The organism is Robiginitalea sp. (assembly GCF_982776155.1).
This window is the reverse complement of the sequence record NZ_CEXZKX010000006.1, coordinates 121,822-138,437: the sequence shown is the minus strand read 5'-3', so window position 1 is coordinate 138,437 and position 16,616 is coordinate 121,822. Positions and strand designations below refer to the sequence as shown.

Here is a 16,616-nt window from a genome sequence, read left to right as displayed (position 1 = left end):
TCAATGATAGCGAGTGAAGATTTCGGTAGCCTTATTATAGGCGGCCTCGAAGGCCATCCAGCGGACCCCGGTATCCACCTGGCGGGAGGTAAAAAATGAAAGCATTTTCTCCGTCGGCATATTGCCGGTGAGTTCGTCTTTGGCCATCGGGCAACCCCCAAAGCCCTGGACCGCCCCGTCAAACCTGCGGCATCCGGATTCCCAGGCTGCCTGCACTTTTTCCTTCCAGCTCCGGGGATGCGTGTGTAGGTGGGCTCCGAATTCCACCTCCGGGTAGGCGGGGATCAATTCGCTGAACAGACCGGAAATCGTTTCCGGATCCGAGCTGCCGATGGTATCGGAGAGGGAAAGGATCCCCACCCCCATATCCACGAGCCGCCGAGTCCAATCCGAAACGATACCCGCATCCCAGGGGTCGCCATAGGGGTTGCCGAACCCCATGGAAATATAGGTAACCACCTCTTTGTCGTGGGCCCGGGCGAGTTCCAGGATCTCCGTCAGGATTTTCAGGGATTCGGCGATGGTCTTGTGCGTGTTGCGCATCTGGAAGTTTTCCGAGATGGAAAAGGGATAGCCCAGGTAACGGATTTCCGGATGGCGCACCGCATCCTCCGCCCCCCGCACGTTCGCCACGATGGCCAGCAGTCGGGTGGATGTACGGCTCAGGTCCAGGCCGGAGAGCACCTGGGCCGTATCGGCCATTTGGGGGATCGCCCTCGGGGAGACAAAGCTCCCGAAATCCAGGGTATCAAAACCGCAACCGAGCAGTGCCTGCAGGTAGCGGATTTTGGCTTCCGTAGGTATAAATTCCCGGATTCCCTGCATGGCGTCCCGGGGACACTCCACAATTTTTACCCGATCGGACATACTTTTCACGGCTAATGCTGTCTTCTTTCTCCCGGACGGAGACCCGGTCCAATCGCACCGGGGCCTAAAATTACCATTAATTCGCGGAATGCTGCGCCCTAATCGTCCAGCTTACCGGCTCTGCGCTAAATCGCTTGCATTCAACTAATTTTTAACCCGTACACCCAATGGATTATGTCGTCGGATAATCATTGATTAAACTTGTGGTTCAATGGCGGCAGCCCTGCGCGAAACTATCAGACTATGTCCAAACCCCTGATCATCAATTTCACCCCTACCGGGATGATCCCCACCAAGGAGATGACCCCCCATGTCCCCGTTCAGGTGAACGAAATTGTGGAAGATGTACACGAGGCCTGGGAAACCGGGATTAGCATGGTGCATTTGCACGCCCGGGATGCCCAAACAGGTACGCCTACCTACCTGCGGGAGATCTATGCAGACATCATCGGGGGGATCCGCAAATTCGCCCCGGAGCTCGTGGTGTGCGTTTCGCTGAGCGGGCGGAATTTCGGGGAATTCGAACAACGCGCGGACCCGCTTTTCCTGGAGGGCGACCACAAACCGGATATGGGCAGCCTTACGCTGAGTTCCCTGAATTTCAATCGAACGGCGAGTGTCAATGCCCCACAGATGATCCAGGATTTGGCCCGGACCATGTTGGAGCGGGGCATCCTGCCGGAATTGGAAGCTTTTGATATCGGGATGATCAATTACGCCAAATACCTGGAGCGAAAAGGCCTGTTGAAGCCCCCCCATTATTTCAACCTGTTGCTGGGGAATATCGCCTGTGCCCAGGCCAACCTGATGCAGGCCGGCCTGATGATCAATGAATTGCCTGCAAACTCCCATTGGAGCCTGGCCGGTATCGGGGAGGCCCAACTCCATATGAATTCCGTCGCCATTGCCATGGAAGGCGGGGTCCGCGTGGGCCTCGAGGACAATATCTGGTTCGACAAGGGCCGTACCAAACTCGCCACCAACGGGCAGCTGCTTCGACGTATCCACGCGCTGGCCGAGGCGAATGAACGGACATTGATGTCTGCCGCAAATCTCCGGGAATTGCTGGACCTGCAGGCCGGGAACGGGAAATACGGACGCGCATGAGTGGGGAAGCCTCAAACACCCGCAAGGAAACGGGCCGGTTTTACAAATTGCACCTCATTTGGTACAGGGTCCGCCACGGCATGATCCTGCTGAGCATCCGGAACCTGTTGCTGCGATTGAAAATCAATATCAACCCCTATTGGATCGATCGGGAGGGCCTGGACCTGTCTGCGGAACCCCGGCTGCCGGAACCCCCTGAAACGTATCGGCTGGAGGCCGTCCCCCGCAAACAACTCCGGCCCCTGTTTGAATTGCTCCGGTATAACCTGGACATGCTTGAGGATCGGCCGGAATCTCCCTATGAAGCCCTTGGACTCTACAAGGGGGAAGAGCTGGCTGCCTTTACGATGATGCGGTACGGGCAATTTGAACTCAGCGGGAAAAAATTCCTGCTCTCGCCCGGGGAGGCCTACCTGGAAAACATGTACACATTTGAGAATTTCCGGGGAAAAAAGCTGGCCCCTTACCTGAGATACCAGTGTTACAAATACCTGGAGGGCAAAGGAATCAGCCGGTGTTACAGCGGAACCCAATGCCTGAATACCGCCTCCCGCCGGTTCAAGGCCAAGCTGAATATCCAACACGAAACTCTCTACCTGCACATCGACCTGTTCAAGCGGTTCCGGCGGACCTACCTGCTCCGGAGATATACCCCTTCGGCTCCCCCGGCGAACTAGCAGTCCAGGTTTGTGGGAATTAAGCAGGTCAGCAGGAATCAGGCAAACAGCAGGAATCAGGCAAACAGCAGGAATCAGGCAAAACAGCAGGAATCAGGCCTGCTCCAGAAGTTTTTGGTTGATTTTTTTCACCAGCCCGGGCCCCTCGTAAACGAACCCGGTCCAGAGTTGTACCAGGCTGGCGCCGGCGTCGAGTTTCTCCAGGGCATCCCCGGCCGAATGGATTCCGCCCACGCCGATAACCGGGAACGCGCCTTTTCCCTCCTCAACCAGGAAGCGGATTACCTCGGTGGAACGTTTGCGCAACGGGCGGCCACTGAGCCCCCCCTGCTCTTCCTGCAGGTACATGTCGGATTTCAGGTCGTCCCGGGCGATCGTGGTATTCGTGGCGATCACCCCGTCGATACCCGTTTCCCCGACAATTTCGATAATGTCCCGCAACTGCGCATCCGTCAGGTCCGGGGCGATTTTCAGCAGGATGGGCTTTTCCCGCGTGGCATTTACCAGGGCGCATTTGGTGTTTTCCCGTTTCATGATCCGAAGCAGCTCGGTGAGCGGCTTCTTCTCCTGCAGCTCCCTGAGCCCCGGGGTATTCGGGGAGCTTACATTGACCACAAAGTAGTCTACATGGGGGAACAGGGTTTCGAAACAGATCATGTAGTCCTTGACCGCTTCCCGGTTGGGAGTCGCCTTATTCTTGCCGATATTCCCGCCGATCAGGACCCGTCGGGTCCCGGCCAGGCGCTCGGCGGCCTCGAAGACGCCCCGGTTGTTGAAACCCATCCGGTTGATGATGGCCTTGTCCGCCCGCAGGCGGAATAGCCGCTTTTTCGGGTTTCCCGCCTGGGCTTTGGGGGTAAGGGTTCCAATCTCCACAAACCCGAAACCGAAATCCGCCAGTTCGTCAAACAATCGGGCATCCTTGTCAAACCCTGCGGCAAGCCCCACCGGGTTGGGGAATTTCAAACCGAAAACCTCCCGTTCCAGACGCGGGTCGTCCAACCGGTACATGCTTCTGAGCAAACCGCCCAGGCCCAGCCGGTGCAGGGTCCGTATAGCGAAAAAGGAAAAATGGTGGACTGCTTCAGGATCGAATAGAAACAACAGGGGCCGAAGCAGAAGCTTGTACATAGGGGGTGCGAATTTCGTCAAAATTACAAACTATCCGCGCACCCTACCAAGCTTCACGGGTGAAAGTCGACAAACGGCCGCACCTATTCCGCCCCGGGATTATTCCGGGACCCCGGAACCTCCTCCGGATTCCGCTGCCGGCGCCATCGGGGCCCGCATGACCTCCTGGCAAAGTTCCACATACCGTTGGTATTGCAATTCGTTGAACGTACCGAGCAACATCCGGTCGTACCGGAGCGAATTGGCGAGCATCATCTCCTTGATTTCCCGGTATTTTGTGCCGAGGACCTCCACTTCTTCTGTGGTTTCCTGAGGGTGCGTATTGAGCAGGTCACGCGCCCGGGACTGGAGTTCGGCATTCTCGGTTTCCAGGGCTTCCGTCCAGCGGTTCAGCTTTTCCTGTTGCGCATCGTTCAGCTGGAAAACCAACACGATAAGTTCCGTATCCTTTCCCCCTACCCCCAGGGCGCATTCCTGGGAAACTGCAGGAAACAGGCAGAAAGTCAGCAGCAGGGTTGTCAGAAATCTTCGGATCATCTTTCTTTGCGTTGCACCCTGCAAATGGCTTACAAGCCTTCGTACCGCAGGATCGTTCTTAATACTAACTCCTGATTCCTGTAAAAATTATATGTCCGACCTCCTCGAGCGCTTCCTCCGCTATGTCCGTATCGACACCCAGAGCAACCCGGACTCCGCATCCACCCCCAGCACGGAAAAGCAATGGGAGCTGGCCCGCCTGCTCGTTCGGGAGATGGAGGAAATGGGCCTGGAAGACGTCCGGATAGACGAAAAAGCCTATATCACTGCAACCCTGCCCTCGAATGTCCCCGATCGGTTGCCGGTAATCGGTTTTATCGCCCATTTCGATACGAGCCCGGATTTCAGCGGCACGAATGTCCGGCCGCGGCTGGTTCCGGACTACGACGGGGGGGACATAGTCCTGAATGCCGAATCCGGGGTTGTCCTCTCCCCCGAGTACTTCCCGGAACTCCGGCGATACACCGGGCAGACCCTGGTGGTTACCGATGGGAATACGCTGCTGGGAGCGGATGACAAGGCTGGAATTGCCGAGATCCTGACAGCCGCCGAATATCTGATCCAACACCCCGAAATCCCCCATGGCACCATCCGAATCGGTTTTACGCCCGACGAGGAAATCGGACGTGGCGCCCACCACTTTGACGTCGGGGCATTCGGGGCCGACTGGGCCTACACCATCGACGGAAGCCAGGTTGGCGAACTCGAATTCGAAAATTTCAATGCAGCCCGTGCGGTGCTTACCGCTTTCGGAACCAGCGTCCACCCGGGCTATGCCAAAAATAAAATGGTGAATGCCATCACCACCCTGCAGGAAATCCTCTCCGGCCTCCCGCCGGGGGAAGTCCCGGAAAAGACCAGCGGTCGCGAGGGTTTCTTCCACCTACACCAGTTCCAGGGCGGGATCGAGGAGGCCCGGGCGGAACTGATCATCCGGGACCACGATCGGGAAACATTTGAAAAACGCAAATCCCTGCTCAGGGTACTGGCGGAGGAAACGGCCCGAAAGCGGCAAGCCCGGGTGGAAGTACAAATCGAAGACCAGTATTACAACATGCGGGAGAAAATCCTCCCGGTCTACCCCATTGTGGAAGTGGCCGAACAGGCGATGCGGTCCGTTGGGGTGGAACCCCTGATCCAACCGATCCGCGGGGGCACGGACGGGTCCCAGCTGAGCTATAAGGGACTTCCCTGCCCGAATATCTTTGCCGGGGGGCATAATTTCCACGGGAAATTCGAGTACGTTCCGGTTGAAAGTATGGAGAAGGCCGTGGAAGTTATTGTGAAAATTTGCGAACTTACTGCCAGCAAACCGCCCGATTCATGGAAAAATCAGCCAAAATAGCCGCATATTTCGAAAAAGAGGGGCCTTTTCGGGAAGGGATTGCCCGGTTGCGCGACCTGGTCAGCGACACGGAACTGGAAGAAGACTTCAAATGGAGCTGCCCGGTTTATACGTTGGGAAAGGAAAACGTCGTGGGGGTACTCGCATTTAAGAACCATTTCGGGCTCTGGTTCTTCAATGGGGTATTTCTCTCGGATCCGCTCGGGGTACTCGAAAATGCCCAGGAAGGCAAAACCAAAGCCATGCGGCACTGGAAGTTTACCTCTGTGGAGCAGATCGACCCCCGGCACGTAAAAGCCTATGTACTCGAGGCCATTGCCAATGCCCGCAAAGGGGTCCGGCTGGATCCGGTCAAACCCAAAAAAACCGCAATACCCCACCTGTTGCAGGCCGCCCTGAATTCCGACCCGGAACTCCAGGCCGCTTTCGGCAACCTGGCCCCCTATAAACAGCGGGATTACGCAGAGCACATCGCCTCGGCCAAACAGGAAGCCACGAAAAAGCGGCGTCTGGACAAAATCCTCCCGATGATCCGACAAGGGGTCGGCCTCCATGACAAATACAGGAACTGTTAATGGGCTACCCCTGTAGGGCTATTGGTTTTCCGATTGCCCGGACCCCCGGACAGGCCCCTAGCGGAGCTCCCAGCCGTTGTGGTAGTCCGCACGCATCAGGCGGTTCGCCCCGGCATCCGTAAATGCCGACTGCCCGGCATCCCACTTAAGTTTCCGACCCGTTTTGTAGGCGATATTCCCCATATGGGATACCCGCGCCGCATGGTACCCCACCCGGATAGGCGCCCGGAGGATTGCAGCATCCCGGTTGCGTACCGCTTCCAGGAAATTTGCGGTGTGCAGGTCCAGGCCATTCCCTTCGGCCGAACGCAGCGGTACCGCTTCCATTTTTGGCTGGTCCGGCAGTTGCCGCCAGCTCTCGTGTTCCACCTCGGGAATTACTTCCCAACCGCCCCGGTCCAGGACCAGGGTGCCATTGTTCCCGATAAATGCAATACCGTGATTCCTGCCGTAATTCCCCCCGTCAATACCCGTGGCGTGCTCCCAGAGGAGGTTGAAGCCATCGAATTCATAGACGGTCTGGAGCGTATCGGGCGTCTCGGAGGCGTCGTCGGCATAGGCAAACTTGCCCCCGGAGGCCATGACAGAATTCGGGGCGGTTGCTTCCATCCCGTATAAGGCATAATCGATGAGGTGCACCCCCCAGTCGGTCATCAGGCCGCCCGCGTAGTCCCAGAACCAACGGAAATTAAAATGGAAGCGGTTTGGGTTAAAGGGGCGTTCGGGCGCCGGCCCCAACCACATCTTGTAGTCGACCCCCTCAGGCGCCGGGCTGTCCGGCAATACGGGCACTGGCTGCATCCAACCCTGGTACGCCCACGCCTTTGCCAGGCGGACGGGCCCCAGGGCCCCCGTGCGAAGGAAATCAATCGCATCCACAAAATGCGGCTGGCTGCGCTGCCACTGGCCAATCTGGACCATCCGCCCGCTGCCCTCAACTGCTTGCAGCATCCGGTCGCATTCCTCAATGGAGTTTGCAATGGGCTTCTCGCAGTACACGTCTTTCCCGGCGTCCAGGGCATCCAGGAGTTGCAGGCAATGCCAGTGGTCCGGCGTGCCGATAATCACGATGTCAACATCCGCATTCTCGAGTAATTCCCGATAATCGCCGTACTGTTTGGGTTTGCCGTGCCCCGCCTCGGTGAGCTGGGCAGTTCGGCGCTCCAAAACGCCTTGGTCCACATCGCAAAGGGCAGTTACCTGTACCTCGGGCAGCTTTAAAAAGGAACTGAGGTTTGAAAAACCCATGCCGTTGCAACCGATCAGGCCAATGCCGATCCGTTCGTTCGCCCCCAGAACCCGGGATCCGCGGCTCCACAGGGGCGCGGGCACCAATAAGGCGGAGGCCGCAGCCGAGGCACCCAGGGCCCCTTTGCGGATAAATGATCTGCGTGTTTCCATAGTCCGATGTTGTTGAAAACAAGGTACTACATTGGCAGGGCAAAAAAAAACGCCGGCTGTTGCCGGCGTTTTCCATGCGATTGCGTCAGGGCTTGCACGCCCCGAAGAAGCGGAATTCTAATCCTTGGGGTCGTTCGCCTTTTTGCTCAGTTCCATGGAAATGGCAGAGCGATCGAATTTCATACGGCCTGCCATCGTTTCGATGATGCAGGAGAAGTCCTTGTCGTTCAGGTCCACAACCTTTCCGTACAAACCGCTTTTGGTTACGATCTTATCCCCTTTTTTCAGGGCTTTGGCAAACTTTTTCTCGTCTTTCTGACGCTTGATCTGCGGGCGGATCATAAAGAAGTACGCCACTGCAAAAATCAGGATCATGGGCAGGAACTGCCCGATTTGGTCACTCATTCCGTTGCTGATTTACGAATCTTAGTTCTTAACCGGGCCCACTGCTGCCGTTCCGCCGGCCGCTTTCGGGTTTACGAAGGCCTTGATGCGGAGCATCTCCTGCCCTCCGGCGGTGTTCGCCATAACCGTTACGGTCTTGGTGACCTGCCCGCTGCCGCTGCCGTTGAAGCGAACCTTGATTTCGCCTTTTTCGCCCGGGGCAATCGGCTGGTTGATCGGGGCGTCCGGGGTGGTACATCCGCAACTGGCCGAAGTATTGGTAATGATCAGCGGGGCGGTACCCGTGTTGGTAAAGGAAAAGGTGGTTTCCTGGGGCGTCCCCTGCTCGATAGTTCCGAAATCGTGTTCCTTATTGTCAAAGGTAATGGCGGCCATGTTCTTGGATGCCGCGTCGCGCTGGGCGGCGACCTCGACGTTCTCTGCATTGATCTTCTCGGAAGCTTTCTCTTTGCATGAAGACAGGGCTGCTACTGCAAGCACGCTCAGGAATACTGTCGCTTTTCTCATGATTCTGCTGTTTTTTTTATTAATAGATGCAAAAATACGGAATATTTGATTACATGAGTCCCCGGCCTGTTTTTTTAAGCCTTCCGGCCTCCCGGTATTCGCGGATGAGCTTATCCAGGATGCCATTGATAAAAATGCTGCTCTTCGGGGTGGAATACTCCTTGGCGATCTCCAGGTATTCGTTGATGGTTACCCGTTCCGGGATGGAGGGGAAATACAGCAATTCCGCAATGCCCATCTTCAGCAGGATCCCGTCTATTTCGGCTATCCGCTCCTTGTCCCAATTGGGGGTCTTCCCCTCAATTTCTGCCTCCAGGGCGGCGTTCTTGTTCAGGGTTTTCCGAAGCAGGTCCATGGCGAATTCCATGTCCTCCGAATTCTTGAGGAGGGCGGGGAGCAGGTAGGATTCCGGGGCCCCTTGGTGGAGTTTGCCTAGGTGTTTGACGATAAAGGTATTCACCAACGGGATATCGTCTACCCAGGTGATCCCCTCGTCTTCCAGAAAATCGTAAATCTTGTCGTTCGGGGCGATGAATTCCCGGAAAATGGTCAGAGCAAATGCCCGGTCCCCTTCCCAGGTGGAGGAGGAAGCGGCATATGAGGCGTACTCGGGGCTTTCGGTCAATTGCCTGTAGACAATTTTCACATATTCCTCGTTGAGGTACCACTGCCGGAGTTTCCGTTTGTCGATGGCGGAAGCCAGGCCTGCATGGCCGGAGAGGTACTCCAGGAACTGATTGGCGGCAAGGGCCTGAGGCCCGGGGTGCCCGGATGCATCCTCCTTCAGGTACTTCTTGCGGCCTTTATCGGACCGCGACAGGGCCATCTGGTGGATTTCACGCAGCAGGGCGAGCATCACTACGTAAAGTGTAAAAGTCTGGCCAATGCTTTTTTTCAGGAATTTCTCCTGTGTTTCCGCAGACCCGTCCCGGGACAGGGTCAGCGCATAAATGCTCTGCATTACTTTTACCCGGATTTGCCTTCTCGTTAGCATGTAAAGAACTTTGCTGAAAATCTTGGGGCAAAAATAGGCATTGCATCCGAGTTGCGCCACCCCTTCCGGTTTCTTATCATATTTATAACACAACCATCCGAACCAATCTGCTATCTTTGTCCGCAGGCTGCTGCTTTCCCCGCAGCCTGCGACCAAGCATCCATGAAGGAACTCAGGCATCTCAACAAATATTTCCGGAAATACTGGGTAAAACTTTTCCTGGGCGTACTGATCACCATCATCGCGCGGGTTTTCCAGCTGGTGATGCCTTCCTACGTGAAGAATATCGTTGAAGTTGTCGAAAAATACAGCGCCGGGGAACTGGCCCTGGAAGCGGCCCGGTCCGACCTGCTGGAATACATCGCCATCATTGTGGGGGCCGCCCTACTATCCGGGTTCTTCACCTTCCTGATGCGGCAAACCATCATCAATGTGTCCCGCTACATCGAATACGACCTGAAAAACGAGGTGTTCGACCACTACCAGCGGCTGAGCCTGAACTTTTACAAAAGCAACCGAACCGGCGATTTGATGAACCGCATCAGCGAGGATGTCAGCCAGGTACGCCTGTATGCGGGCCCGGCCATCATGTACGGGATCCAGACGCTGACGCTGTTTGCCTGCCTGATCCCCCTGATGTTTATCAAAGCCCCTACCATCGCCTTTTACGCCCTGGTGCCCCTGCCTGTACTTTCCGTGCTGATCTACTGGATCAGCCGGATCATCCATCAGCGCTCCACCCGGGTTCAGGCATTCCTCTCCTCCCTTTCCACCTTTGCCCAGGAGTCCTTTTCAGGCATCTCGGTAATCAAGGCCTATGCAATGGAGCCACGAATTAACCGGGAAGCGGGCAGCCTCGCCCTGGAGGGGAAGGACAAGAGTATGGACCTGGCCAAGGTAAATGCGTGGTTTTTCCCCCTGATGATCCTGTTGATCGGGGTGAGCAACATCTTTGTCATCTACGTCGGGGGCATGCAATATTTCCGGGGCGAAATCAGCAGCCTGGGTACCATCCTGGAGTTTATCATTTACGTGAACATGCTGACCTGGCCGGTGGCAATCGTCGGCTGGCTCACCTCCATCGTACAACGTGCGGAGGCTTCCCAGAAACGGATCAACGAATTCCTGGACCAGGAACCGGACATTGCCGACCCGGGCACCCCCCTCGTACCTATCCGGGGGAAAATCGAATTCGACCGCGTGAGCTTTACCTACCCGGATACGGGTATCCGGGCCCTGAGGAACCTCTCCTTTACGGTGAACCCGGGGGAAACGCTGACCATCCTGGGGAAAACCGGATCGGGGAAGTCCACGATACTCGACCTGATTGCCCGTTTGTACGACGTGAACGACGGCACCATCCGGATTGACGACAAGCCTGTGGAGGAAATCAACCTGGATTCGCTGCGGTCTGCCATCGGGGCGGTGCCCCAGGACGCCTTCCTCTTTTCGGATACCATTGAAAACAACATCCGTTTCGGGCGTGAACAAGCCGGTCTGGAACAGATTCGGGAGGCAGCAGCCCAGGCAGTGGTCGACAAAAACATCGAGGGCTTTGCCAAAGGTTACCAAACGGTGCTGGGGGAACGGGGAATCACCTTGAGCGGAGGGCAGAAACAACGGGTATCCATTGCGCGGGCCCTGATCAAAGACCCGGTTATCTACCTGTTCGACGACTGCCTTTCGGCCGTGGATACGGAAACGGAGGAAGCCATCCTGGCCAACCTGAAACGGGCCTCCCGGGACAAGACGACCATTATCGTAAGCCACCGGATTTCCTCGGCGATCAATGCAGATAAAATCCTGGTACTCGAGGACGGCCGGATCCTCCAGCAGGGTACACACAGTGAACTCCTCGAAACAGAAGGCTATTACAAAGAGCTATATATCAACCAGCTATCTGGGAAAGAAAACTAGAAAAATGTTGTTCTATTAGCATTTTTTTCACATTTTTGGTGACTTTAACTAACCACTGCTTAAGATTACCATACGATGAGTGAAAATGACCTAATGGATCAGGAGGAAATTAATTCCAAGGTACTCCGCGCTGGCAGGCGCACTTATTTTTTTGACGTTCGCAGTACCCGTGCCGGGGATTATTATCTGACAATTACCGAGAGTAAGAAATTCACCCACGAAGACGGGTCCTTTCATTACAAAAAGCACAAAATTTACCTGTATAAGGAAGACTTCGAAGCCTTTCGGGAAATTCTCGGCGAGATGACCGATTTCATCATCGAGGAAAAAGGGGAAGAAGTCATTTCGGAACGCCACCAGAAAAACTACAAACAGGCAGAGCCTTCCCAGAACGGAACCACAGAAGGCACCGGGAAATTCGTCGATGTGGATTTTGACGACATCTGAACCCGGGAAACCGCCTCCGGCAAACTTATGCCGCTTACAAAGATACCACAGGCCCCGCAAGGGCCTTTTTTTTAGCCCCTCCCCGCCGCACCCCTTTGAAATGCCTGGCCCTGTTTGGCGCTGCGTCCCCGGCTGCTTATCTTTAGGCCTGCTAATTCAAACACGGGGCCAGCCCCAATTTTAATCCGAATCACATGATGAGACAACTTGCAATCCGATTGCTTACCTTCTGTCTGGGCCTCATGGCCATCCACGCCCAGGAAGTACCCGGGCTCGAATACTACCTTCCTTCCGGGATGGAATACAACGCGGAAATACCCACGCCCGAATCCGTAGTGGGGCACCAGGTTGGGGAATGGCATATCACCCACGACAAACTGGTACAATACATGCAAACCCTCGCCGCCGTCAGCGACCGGATTGAAATTGAGGACCGCGGGAACACCTTTGAAGACCGGCCCCTGATCCTGCTGAAGATTACCGCTCCGGAAAACCACAACCGCCTGGAAGCAATCCGCAGGCAACACGTGGCGCTGACCGAGGCAGGTGCCGAATCCCTGGACCTGGACAATATGCCCGTGGTGGTCTACCAGGGCTTCTCCGTCCACGGAAACGAACCGAGCGGGTCCAATGCATCCCTGGCCTATGCGTATTACCTGGCGGCTGCCCAGGGGCCGGAAATTGAGGATATGCTTCGCAACACGGTTATCCTGCTGGACCCGAGCTTCAACCCGGACGGGTTGCAGCGCTTTGCCTACTGGGCCAACACCAACCGCAGCATGAACCTCAACCCGGACGAAAACGAACGGGAATACCATGAGGTATGGCCAGGGGGCCGCACAAACCACTACTGGTTTGACATCAACCGGGACTGGTTGCCCGTACAGCTCCCGGAAAGCCGCGCCCGCATCGAGACGTTCCACGATTGGAAGCCGAACATCCTGACGGACCACCACGAGATGGGCACCAACAGCACTTTTTTCTTCCAGCCCGGGGAACCCTCGCGGGTCCACCCCCTGACGCCTGTTCGGAACCAGGAACTCACCGCCGAAATCGGGACCTACCACATCCGGGCGCTGAACCGGATCGGGTCGCTGTATTATTCGGAGGAAGATTACGACGACTATTATTACGGCAAGGGCTCTACTTTTCCCGATGTAAACGGGAGTATCGGCATCCTTTTTGAACAGGCGAGTTCCCGCGGGCACGTGCAGGAGAGCGACAACGGGTTGCTCACCTTCCCGTTTACCATACGCAACCAGTTCACCACGGCCCTTTCCACCATCGAGGCAGCGCGGAACATACGAACAAAACTGCTGGATTACCAGCGGGATTTCTACTCCGGGATGCGCGAGGAAAACAACCGGGGTGGGTATGTCTTCGGCGATTCCAAGGACGGGGCCAGGGCCCGCCACCTGGCAGAAATCCTTCGCCGGCACCGTATCGAGGTCCGGCCTATCCGCGGGCAGCAGACCATCGGCGGCAAAACCTATACGGAAGGCCACGGGTACGTGGTTCCCTTGCAACAGCAGAACCCGCAGCTAATCCGGGCGATGTTCGAAACGAGGACTGCATTCACAGACAGCCTCTTCTACGACGTTTCCGCCTGGACCTTCCCCCTTTCTTTCAACCTGGATTACTCCCAGGTCAACAGCCTGCCGGAGTCCGGTGAGCCGATTACCGACTTGCCGCCCCTGGGCGGAGGCGTCGACAGCCGGAGCGAATATGCCTATCTGTTCGAATGGCACGAATACTATACGCCCAAACTCCTGAACACCATCCTGAACAAGGGGCTGCGCGCCAAAGTAGCCCGGGAACCGTTCACCCTGGACGGCCGGAAATACGACTACGGCACCATCCTGGTCCCGGCCCGGAACCAGTCCATGGATCCCGGTGCCATCTACGACCTGCTGCGCAACGCGGCTTCCGGAAGCGGGATTTCCGTATATGCCGCCAACACCGGGCATACGGTGGGAATCGACCTGGGGAGTCGGGAGTTTGAAGCGCTGAAGCCCCAAAAGGTAGCCATCCTGGTAGGCGACGGTATCCGGTCTTACGACGCGGGGGAAATCTGGCACCTGTTCGATACCCGTTACCAGATGAAACTCACAAAGATCGACACAGACTACCTGGGCCGGGCGGACCTGAGCAGCTATACGGATATTATTATCCCGAGCTCCTGGGGCTCCGGCGCCATAGGGGAAGGAGCTGCAAAAGCCCTGAAGGAATGGGTCCGCGAAGGGGGTACACTTATCGGGTACCGGAATGTGGCAAACTGGTTCAACTCCCAGGAACTTATGAAACTGAATTTCCGGAAAGATTCCACCCTGCAGGCTAAAAACCTGCGGTTTGACCAACGGGACGAATTTTTCGGGGCACAGGTTACCGGGGGGGCCATATTTGAAGCCCGGCTGGACCGGTCGCACCCTGTAAGCTGGGGGTACAAGAACAACCGGCTCCCGCTGTTCCGCAACACAAACATCTACCTGGACCCGGAAAAAAACAGTTTTGACAACCCAATCCGCTATACGGACAACCCGCTGCTAAGCGGGTATATCTCCGAGGAGAACGCTGCCCTGATTTCAGGAAGTGTCCCGTTCAAGGTGAACCGTATGGGGCAGGGCCGGGTGATCCTGTTTACCGACAACACGAATTTCCGCGCTTTTTGGTACGGGACCAACAAACTGCTGATGAACGCCATCTTCTTCGGCCACATCATGTAGGCAGGGGAACCGGTGGAAACGTTTCAGCGGAACTTGACGTACAGCACATTGAACAGGAAGAGCCCGGGGAGGCACCAGTATGCCTGTGGGGGAGCACCCGTAAGGGCAAACGTCGCCGCGAGCAGTCCCAGGTAGAGCGGGAAAGCGAGGAGGGCGAAGAGATACCGGAAGGTGCTCATGAATTCGGGTTCCCAGACCTTGTTTGCCGCAATCCAGCGCCAGAGCAACCAGGCAGGCAGGTTTAGCGCCCGAAACAGGAAGTCCCAGATTTTGTGGACGCCGTCCTCCCGGTTAGAATGGGTCGGAATTTCCACGGCATGACCGGACAGCCGGTCGTTGATCGGGCCCGGCAACAACCAGTCCGGAGAATCGGCTTCGAGTTCCTGAAGGGTCGCCTCGTAATCGCATTCAGGAGGGATATGCGTGGTGAGCTGTTTCAGCCGGGAGCTGACCGCCGATTTCATTTCCCGGGATACCCGTTGCTCATCGCCCGCTTTCAGGAAGGATGCCGCGGGAAGCGCCTCGCCGAAATAACAGGCCACCCGGTCCGGGAAACCCGCCGCCCGGTGGTAGTTGAATCCGACCGGCACCAAGTGCAAATCCGTATCCGGATACTTCTTCAGCGTATGCAATACAATCCTAGTAAACCCCTTGCTCAGGGGCCGTACCTGCCGTTTCAGGTTGTGGTTGGCCTCCGGGAACAACAACAAGTCCCCGTTAGCGGCCAGCAGGTCGGCGCAGCGTTCAAAGATTTCCTCGTTCCGGTGGAGCGTGTCGCGGCCATCCCGCAACCGGTATATGGGGATCATCCGGAGCATATCGAAAAACCATTCGAGCAGCCCCCCCTGAAACACATCGGAACGGGTGAGGAAATACGGGCGGCGCCCCCGGATATACGCGGCAATCAGCAGCGGGTCCAGCAGGGCGTTGTGGTGGTTGGGGAGGAAGACTACCGGCCGGTCCCGGGGAACCCGTTCCATTCCTATCATCCGCACCTCCCGGTAATAACAGAAAAAACCTGCCCGGATCAGTGGTTTCAGGACGGAATAGAGTAGTTTCTTCAAGCGGTACGTTGTTTTTTGAGTGGATTGCTGCCCCAATATCCGGCGAGCAACAGGCCGGAGACCAGGTGCCAGATCCCCCAGCACGCCGCCACCAGGGCCATGCCCCCCATTCCTCCAAAAAACGTAAAAATCAGCAAAAGGCCCAAACCGGAATTTTGAATGCCGGTCTCCAGGGTGAGGGTCCGGATATCCGCACGCCGCAGGCCCAGTGCCTTTCCCGTGAGGAAACCGGTGGCCAGGGCCAGCAGATTGTGCAGGAGAACCATCCCGAATACCAGGCCCAGGGCCTGGGCCAGTACCGAACGGTCCTTCCAGACGGCGATCCCCACCAAAACGATAAAAAAGAGCAGGGAGCCCCCCCGGAAATACCGCGCCAGGGACCGGGCCAGGCCCGGTCGGAGGCGACGGAGCCCCATCCCCGCCAAAAGGGGCAGGGCCAGGAGGAAGCCCACGAGCTGCACCATTTCCGTCGGGTTGATATGTACCTGTTGCAGGATCTGGCCGGCCGGTGCGTACTGACCGCCCCAGAAAGCGAGGTTCAGCGGGGTCATTACCACTGCCATCAGGGTGGCAATGGCCGTGAGGCTGACGGAAAGTTCCGTATTCCCCCCGGCCAGATGGGTCATAAAATTGGAAACATTCCCGCCGGGGCAGGCAGCGACCAGAATCATCCCCAGGGCAAAGCTCGGTTGTGGCTGCAGCCATAACACGAGGAGAAAAGTCAGGAGCGGTAAGAGGAAAAACTGGCAGGCAACTCCGCCGCAGAGGGCCCGCGGGGATTTGAGTAGCGAACGAAACCCCGCCACGCGGATATCCAGGGCAATCCCGAACATCACCAGCGCAAGCGCGCAATTCAATGCGAACAGGCTATCGCTGTCAAAGGCGATCCGGAGCTGATCGAACTGGACTTCCATCGATC

General features: G+C 56.7%; 16 protein-coding genes. 7 read left to right on the top strand and 9 right to left on the bottom strand.

Annotation, left to right across the window (positions count from 1 at the left end):
- Positions 1-867: a hydroxymethylglutaryl-CoA lyase gene (locus tag AC3DKS_RS11700; RefSeq protein ID WP_041327079.1), complete on the bottom strand. Its 867-nt coding sequence runs from the start codon at positions 865-867 to the stop codon at positions 1-3.
- A gap of 243 nt (positions 868-1,110) precedes the next feature.
- On the opposite strand from AC3DKS_RS11700, the gene AC3DKS_RS11695 reads away from it, so the two are divergent.
- Both AC3DKS_RS11695 and AC3DKS_RS11690 read left to right on the top strand, forming a co-directional pair.
- A complete protein-coding gene (locus AC3DKS_RS11695; protein ID WP_272607969.1) occupies positions 1,111-1,974 on the top strand; it encodes a beta-keto acid cleavage family enzyme in 864 nt (287 codons plus the stop codon).
- Entirely contained in the window at positions 1,971-2,651 is a 681-nt protein-coding gene (locus AC3DKS_RS11690; RefSeq protein ID WP_272607968.1) for a GNAT family N-acetyltransferase, read from the top strand. The genes AC3DKS_RS11695 and AC3DKS_RS11690 overlap by 4 nt, the downstream gene beginning before the upstream one ends.
- A gap of 93 nt (positions 2,652-2,744) precedes the next feature.
- Here the strand turns inward: AC3DKS_RS11690 and AC3DKS_RS11685 are convergent, their stop codons facing one another.
- Both AC3DKS_RS11685 and AC3DKS_RS11680 read right to left on the bottom strand, forming a co-directional pair.
- Positions 2,745-3,782 carry a quinone-dependent dihydroorotate dehydrogenase gene (locus AC3DKS_RS11685; protein ID WP_015754236.1) on the bottom strand — a complete coding sequence of 346 codons (1,038 nt, stop codon included), beginning with the start codon at positions 3,780-3,782 and terminating at the stop codon, positions 2,745-2,747.
- A gap of 99 nt (positions 3,783-3,881) precedes the next feature.
- A complete protein-coding gene (locus AC3DKS_RS11680) occupies positions 3,882-4,319 on the bottom strand; it encodes a hypothetical protein (protein ID WP_272607967.1) in 438 nt (145 codons plus the stop codon).
- A gap of 91 nt (positions 4,320-4,410) precedes the next feature.
- On the opposite strand from AC3DKS_RS11680, the gene pepT reads away from it, so the two are divergent.
- Together pepT and AC3DKS_RS11670 are read left to right on the top strand one after the other, a co-directional pair.
- Positions 4,411-5,664 carry a peptidase T gene (gene pepT / locus AC3DKS_RS11675; RefSeq protein ID WP_272607966.1) on the top strand — a complete coding sequence of 418 codons (1,254 nt, stop codon included), beginning with the start codon at positions 4,411-4,413 and terminating at the stop codon, positions 5,662-5,664.
- Positions 5,643-6,239, top strand: coding sequence for a YdeI/OmpD-associated family protein (locus AC3DKS_RS11670; protein ID WP_015754233.1), 597 nt, complete (start codon positions 5,643-5,645; stop codon positions 6,237-6,239). The genes pepT and AC3DKS_RS11670 overlap by 22 nt, the downstream gene beginning before the upstream one ends.
- A gap of 57 nt (positions 6,240-6,296) precedes the next feature.
- On the opposite strand, the gene AC3DKS_RS11665 is transcribed toward AC3DKS_RS11670, so the two are convergent.
- From AC3DKS_RS11665 to nusB, 4 genes are all read right to left on the bottom strand, one after another.
- Complete coding sequence (locus AC3DKS_RS11665) at positions 6,297-7,640, bottom strand: Gfo/Idh/MocA family protein (RefSeq protein ID WP_272607965.1); 1,344 nt, start codon at positions 7,638-7,640, stop codon at positions 6,297-6,299.
- A 117-nt stretch (positions 7,641-7,757) separates the two neighbouring features.
- Positions 7,758-8,045: a preprotein translocase subunit YajC gene (yajC, locus tag AC3DKS_RS11660; protein ID WP_015754231.1), complete on the bottom strand. Its 288-nt coding sequence runs from the start codon at positions 8,043-8,045 to the stop codon at positions 7,758-7,760.
- Positions 8,046-8,066: 21 nt separating this feature from the next.
- Positions 8,067-8,552 carry a DUF1573 domain-containing protein gene (locus tag AC3DKS_RS11655; protein ID WP_015754230.1) on the bottom strand — a complete coding sequence of 162 codons (486 nt, stop codon included), beginning with the start codon at positions 8,550-8,552 and terminating at the stop codon, positions 8,067-8,069.
- Positions 8,553-8,601: 49 nt separating this feature from the next.
- Positions 8,602-9,546 (bottom strand): transcription antitermination factor NusB, encoded by a 945-nt coding sequence (gene nusB / locus AC3DKS_RS11650; RefSeq protein WP_041327631.1) that lies wholly within the window; start codon positions 9,544-9,546, stop codon positions 8,602-8,604.
- Positions 9,547-9,708: 162 nt separating this feature from the next.
- On the opposite strand from nusB, the gene AC3DKS_RS11645 reads away from it, so the two are divergent.
- The 3 genes from AC3DKS_RS11645 to AC3DKS_RS11635 all read left to right on the top strand — a co-directional run bounded on the left by AC3DKS_RS11645 (position 9,709) and on the right by AC3DKS_RS11635 (position 14,633).
- Positions 9,709-11,463: an ABC transporter ATP-binding protein gene (locus AC3DKS_RS11645; protein ID WP_272607964.1), complete on the top strand. Its 1,755-nt coding sequence runs from the start codon at positions 9,709-9,711 to the stop codon at positions 11,461-11,463.
- A 75-nt stretch (positions 11,464-11,538) separates the two neighbouring features.
- On the top strand, positions 11,539-11,910 hold the full coding sequence (locus tag AC3DKS_RS11640; protein ID WP_015754227.1) for a PUR family DNA/RNA-binding protein: 372 nt from the start codon (positions 11,539-11,541) through the stop codon (positions 11,908-11,910).
- Positions 11,911-12,104: 194 nt separating this feature from the next.
- Positions 12,105-14,633 carry a M14 family metallopeptidase gene (locus AC3DKS_RS11635; protein ID WP_474731779.1) on the top strand — a complete coding sequence of 843 codons (2,529 nt, stop codon included), beginning with the start codon at positions 12,105-12,107 and terminating at the stop codon, positions 14,631-14,633.
- Between the two features lie 23 nt (positions 14,634-14,656).
- Here the strand turns inward: AC3DKS_RS11635 and AC3DKS_RS11630 are convergent, their stop codons facing one another.
- Positions 14,657-15,697 carry a lysophospholipid acyltransferase family protein gene (locus tag AC3DKS_RS11630; protein ID WP_272607962.1) on the bottom strand — a complete coding sequence of 347 codons (1,041 nt, stop codon included), beginning with the start codon at positions 15,695-15,697 and terminating at the stop codon, positions 14,657-14,659.
- Positions 15,694-16,611 (bottom strand): bile acid:sodium symporter family protein, encoded by a 918-nt coding sequence (locus tag AC3DKS_RS11625; protein ID WP_272607961.1) that lies wholly within the window; start codon positions 16,609-16,611, stop codon positions 15,694-15,696. Before AC3DKS_RS11625 ends, AC3DKS_RS11630 begins: the two co-directional genes overlap by 4 nt.
- Positions 16,612-16,616: the final 5 nt, after the last annotated feature.